Origin of the sequence: Streptomyces sp. CLV115 (assembly GCF_038448545.1) — a bacterium.
Taxonomy (GTDB): Bacteria; Actinomycetota; Actinomycetes; order Streptomycetales; family Streptomycetaceae; genus Streptomyces; species Streptomyces sanglieri.
The window spans coordinates 1-5,011 of sequence record NZ_JBCEWQ010000287.1; the positions used below are offsets into that span (position 1 = coordinate 1).

Here is a 5,011-nt window from a genome sequence, read left to right on the forward strand (position 1 = left end):
GTAGGGGGCGGAGGGCTCCCCGGCCACGGACGATGCCGTCGGGGCCGAGGAACGCGCCTGCGCCCGCACGTCCACGTCGAAGAGGCCCGGCGCACACCGGAACGCGTACTGGTACCGCCTCAGCGCCTCCTCCGGCCGGCCCAGCGACTCCAGGGACCGGCCCATGAAGTACTTGACCTCCGCGTCGAACCGGCTCCCCGACTCCAGCTTCTTCGGCAGCTCCGCCAGTACGTTCAGCGCCTCGTGGCAGACCCCCTGCGCGAACAGCGCCGCCCCCACGTACAGCTGGGCCTCGTCGTGCAGGAAGGCGTCACGGATCCCCGGGGCGAACCGGAGCACGAGGGCCCAGTCCTCCTTGAGGAAGGCGTACCGCGTACAGACGAACCGGGTCTCGTCGCAGTCCAGTTGAGCCGTGGAGAGCCCGGCCCAGGCCTCGTCGAGCTTTCCCGTGTCCAGCAGCGAGGTCATCGCCGCCACCCAGAGGTCACGGGCGTTCTCCAGCCGGAAGGTGACGTAGTGGCCGAGCTGGAACCGGGAGCGCAGCGGCATCCCGAACTTCGAACGCAGCGCGCCGAAGGAGCCGGAGGACCGGACCATCCCGTCCAGCGCCTCCTTCTGGCGCTGTCCGGTCGCATGCAGCCCCAGCCAGACATCGGCGGCCAGGGGGTCCTGCTCGGCGGCGAACGAGAACCGTTCCGCGGCGGCCGCCTCATTGCCCTGGTTCAGCAGCGCCACCGCCTGCTGCCACGCCTGTTCGGCCTTCCTGGGCGAACCCCGGTGTGCGGCTCCCTGCACAGTTACTCCCCTCGACGGGCCCCCGGCCCGCGCGCCTGCGGCCGACGGGGCTCGCCGTGACGACCTGGAACAACCGCCAGGATATCCAACACGGTGTGGCGTGCGGTGAACACACTCGACGACCGCCCGGCCGCATCCGCGAACGGACGGTGCAGGGCGTCGGGGCGCGGTGAACGGGCGGCGGCGGGGCGGTGGTTCCGAAATGCCGAATCCGGCCGGACACCGCTGAGCCGGGTCGCTTTCAGGGCAGTTGAACGGTCGCTCCGCGTCGGCCTCCACCACGATGTCCGGGGGAGACCGGCCCGTCTGACGCTAACGTTTGATCCGCACGGTGACAGCGACGGTGCCGGGGAGGGCGCGCCGCGCGGAACACCGGGAACGAGGAGTGCGCGACATGCTCGATCCCACTTCGGTGGCGGCGATTTCGGCGGTACTCGGCGCGGTCGGCTCGGGGATGGCCAACGAGGCCGGCAAATGGGCCTGGGAGTCCACCGGAGGCGTCGTGCGGAGAATCGTCGGCCGTGAGGTCCCCGCACCCGTGGCCCCGGACGAACGGGAGGACGTCGCCCGCATGGTCCACGACCGGCTGCGCACCGATCCGCAACTCGCCGCCTCCTGGACCGCTTTCGCCGCCCGGATGCGCCGCGACCCCGTCCCGGCCCGGACGGTGCGGTCGGACCTCCCCGCCTCCATAAGGTTCTTCACGGATCGCAAGGAGGCGATGAAGCAGCTCCAGAAGGAGGCGTCCCGCCGCGCCGACGGGCGGCCCCGGCTCGCCCTGGTGCACGGCCCGGACGGCATGGGCTCCAGCACCCTCGCCGTGCACTTCGGAGCCCAGCCCACCCGGTTCTTCCCGGACGGTCAGATCTACGCCGACCTCGGGGGCCGCGGCATCGGCGGCGCACGCGACGTCGGAACCGTACTGCGTGCCCTGCTGCGTCAACTTCGGGTACCGGACGAGGAGATGCCGACCGGGGCCGGCGAGCTGGGCGAGTTCTTCCGCCACCGCGTGGCGGACCTGCGACTTCTGATCGTGCTCGACCACGCGTACTCCGCCTCGCAGGTGCGGCCGTTCCTCACCTCGGCACCCGGCGTGTTCACGATCCTGGTCGCGCGCGCCCCCTTCCCCGGCATCGACGCCGTCCGGGTGCCCGTCGGTCCGCTCACGGACCGGGACGCGGTGCGGCTGCTCACCGACATCACGGACAAGTCCACGGTCGCCGCCGCCCGCGCCACCCTGCCCTCGCTGCTCCGGCGCTGCGGTGGGTCGCCGTACGCCCTGCGCGCCGCCGCGCACCAGCTCTCCGCACCCACGCTCCCGCCTCGCCGCGCCGGGACGGACGTCGACCCGGTGCGGGGCGCGGCCGAGGACAACTACCGGCTCCTGGACCCGGAGTCCGCCCGCCTGTACCGGCTGATGGCGCTGCGCGACTGGCCCGCCTTCGACGCCGCCACGGCCGCCCGGACCACCGGCCACGACCCCGACGCGACGGCGGAACTCCTGGAGGACCTGGCCGACCGGATGCTCCTGGAAGGCGGCTCCGGCGCGGCCGGCAGCGGCCGCTACCACTACCGCCACGCGGTCCGCGCGCACGCTGAGGCGGCGGCGATCCGGGACGACGGGATCGCCGCCTGCTCGGCCGCGCTCGCCCGCACCCTGAACGCCTACGCGGACCTGGCCGCGTCGGCCGCCCACCAGGCGCTCCCGGAGAGCTGGCGGGTACCCGCGCCCGCCGAGGGCCGCACCGGGCAGACGTACGGGGACCGGGGCGTCGCCCTCGACGCGCTGCTGGCGGAGTCGGGCAACCTGGTGGAGGCGGTGCGCTGCGCCGAGGAGTCCGGTGACCCGGACACCGCCGTCCGCCTGTGCCGCGCCCTGTGGCCGCTGCAGCTCAAGGCCGGCCACCACGAGATGCTGCTGCCGGCGCTCCGCATCGGCGCGCGCCTCGTCGACGCCCATCGCCCCACGAGCCTGGACGCCGGAGCCCTTCACGCACAACTGGCCCACTCCCTCACCGAGTTGAAGCGATGGCAGGAGGCGGAGACGGCGGCACGGGCAGCGGCGCGGGCCGAGGCGGCGGCAGGCCACAAGCGGGGCCACGCCTCTGCCGTCGAATTCCTGGGGCTGCTGAGACTGCGCCAGTGGCGCTACCAGGAGGCGTACGACTGCTTCGAGGAGGCCCGGCGGTACCTGGAGACCGCGCAGTCGTACTTCCGGTCGAGCGGCGACACGTACAACACGGCCCGGACCCTCACGGATCTCGCCGAGAGCCGGCTGGACGAGGACGACACCGATTCGGCGCGCCCGCTGATCGAAGCGGCGATCGCGACCCTCGACGGCCAGCGCGCCACGTTCCACCTGGTCCATCTGCGACGCATGCGGGAACGCTGCGTGGCGCCGTAACTCCCGTGGTGTCCCTCCTCAGCCCGCCTGGCCGGACGGTGACAGCGGAACGACCCGGACGCGATGGTGCCGGTCGCCCGTACGCAGGACGAGCCCCTCGGTCACCGCCCGCGCGTGGGCGGTGACCGCCTCCCCGCCCTCCGCGGCCAGCCAGGCGTACAGGGCCGAGGCGTACGCGGCGGGGTCCGTGCCCGCCAGGTCCTCCGCATCGACGCCGGGCACCGCCACCATCCGGAGCGGCGCCCCGCCACGCGCCCGGACCACGCATTCGGAGGGGCCGGTCACATAGGCGGCCAGCGAGCAGCCCGGATGCCGGCGGAGCACTTCGGCGGTCCAGGCGGACGGCGAACCGAACCGCGGGTCGTCGACCCCGCCCTCCCGGAAGATGACGTCGGCCAGCTCCAGCACGTCCGCCTCCCGGGTGTCCTCGTGGACGGCGACGTGCAGCTCGCCGACGGGATCCGGTCCGCTGCCGGGCCGCGCCCCCGCCCAGCGGCTGACGGCGATCTCTCCCGGCCCGAGCACCCGGGTCAGTACCCGCAACGGCACGGTGACCGTTCCCGCCGCGTACCCGGGCAGCGGGAGCGGCTCCAGCGTCGCGGGCCGATCGGGTTCCGGCGCACCCATCATGGAGTAGAAGAGCTTCCGCAGCCGGGCCGCCGACTCACCGGGCACGGAGGTGGTGAATTCGGCCGGACCGGGCAACGGCCGGTGGCAGCGGAGAAGTTCCCCGATCTGCGCCGACAGGGAGGCATCGGGATCGAGCCTCGGGGCCTCCCGCATGAACGCGGAGACCGGTGCTTCGGGATCGAGGGCGTGGAGCGGCACGGCCCCCAGGAGCACCGGAGTGCCAAGGGCGGCCGCGTAGTAGGTGACGGATCCGTGGTCACCGATCACGGCATCGGCCGCCAGCAGGGCCTGCCGCCACTCCGTCAGCGGATCGATCAGTGCCATCCCGCCGCGCCGCGCCCGATCGAACCAGGCACGGATCTGACCGGGGCCGTGCCCGTGCCAGATGTTGGGGTGCAGAACGGCGGCGAAGCGGTACTCGTCCACGGGGAACTCGTCGGCGACCCGGTCCAGCAGTGCGGCGACGACGTCTCCTCCGCACCAGCCGTCCTCCGGAGCCCCGGCCCCGTCACCGAGGAGCGACTCCGAGCTCCAGGTCGAGTTGAGCAGGACGAGCCGCTGACCGGGGCGTACCCCCAGGGTGCGGCGGAATCGCTTGCGACGGGTGCGTGCGGCGATTATCCGGTCGAAGCAGGGGTCCCCGGCGAGCACGGCGGTCGGTGCGGCCTCGGGGCAGGCCCTGCGCAGCCGTTCGAACTGTTCGGGGTGGGAGAGTACGAGAGCGTCCGCAACGGGAGTGCCCCGGTCCGACAGCAGCCACGGCGGCGCGAGCCCGAACACGGGCGCCCTCGCCCCCGATCCGGTGTCCGGTGTCCGGTGTCCGGTGCCGCCAGCCTCTTAGTGTATCCAACACCGTGCGAGAGGACAGCCAACTTGCCTGCAAATGCGTCTAGTTGACCGCCAAAGCTGGCGGAGACCACCAGGTCCACCGCCGTCTCGACGGCCTGCTCCCACGGCAGTACCGGCACCCCCGTGTCGGCCAGCAGCTCGGCCGTGCCGGCCGCGAACGCGGAGGAGCCCGTGCAGGTCGCCAGCAACTGCACCCGCAGATCGTCGTCGAACAGAGGCAGCACGTCGAGCAGCCGCGTCGCGGCGGTCACGTTGTGCACGACGAGCAGCACCCGCAGGCACTTTCCCCGGGTGGCCCATCGTGCCGCATCGTCCCCCACCGGCACCCGGACC

General features: G+C 73.1%; 2 protein-coding genes and 1 pseudogene. 1 reads left to right on the plus strand and 2 read right to left on the minus strand.

The genetic code is table 11. The features are described from left to right. Positions 1-795 (minus strand): annotated as a pseudogene (locus tag AADR41_RS41235) (hypothetical protein); the annotation flags it as partial. 394 nt (positions 796-1,189) lie between these two features. On the opposite strand from AADR41_RS41235, the gene AADR41_RS41240 reads away from it, so the two are divergent. Continuing rightward, positions 1,190-3,199, plus strand: coding sequence for a tetratricopeptide repeat protein (locus AADR41_RS41240; protein ID WP_342287526.1), 2,010 nt, complete (start codon positions 1,190-1,192; stop codon positions 3,197-3,199). An 18-nt stretch (positions 3,200-3,217) separates the two neighbouring features. Here the strand turns inward: AADR41_RS41240 and AADR41_RS41245 are convergent, their stop codons facing one another. Then, the gene (locus AADR41_RS41245) at positions 3,218-4,609 is read right to left on the minus strand and encodes a hypothetical protein (protein WP_342287528.1); all 1,392 of its coding nucleotides are present in this window, start codon (positions 4,607-4,609) and stop codon (positions 3,218-3,220) included. Positions 4,610-5,011 lie beyond the last annotated feature (402 nt).

Excerpts from the sequence above, each read along its gene's own strand:
- AADR41_RS41240 (WP_342287526.1), top strand. The coding sequence starts at position 1,190 with ATGCTCGATCCCACTTCGGTGGCGGCGATTTCGGCGGTACTCGGCGCG.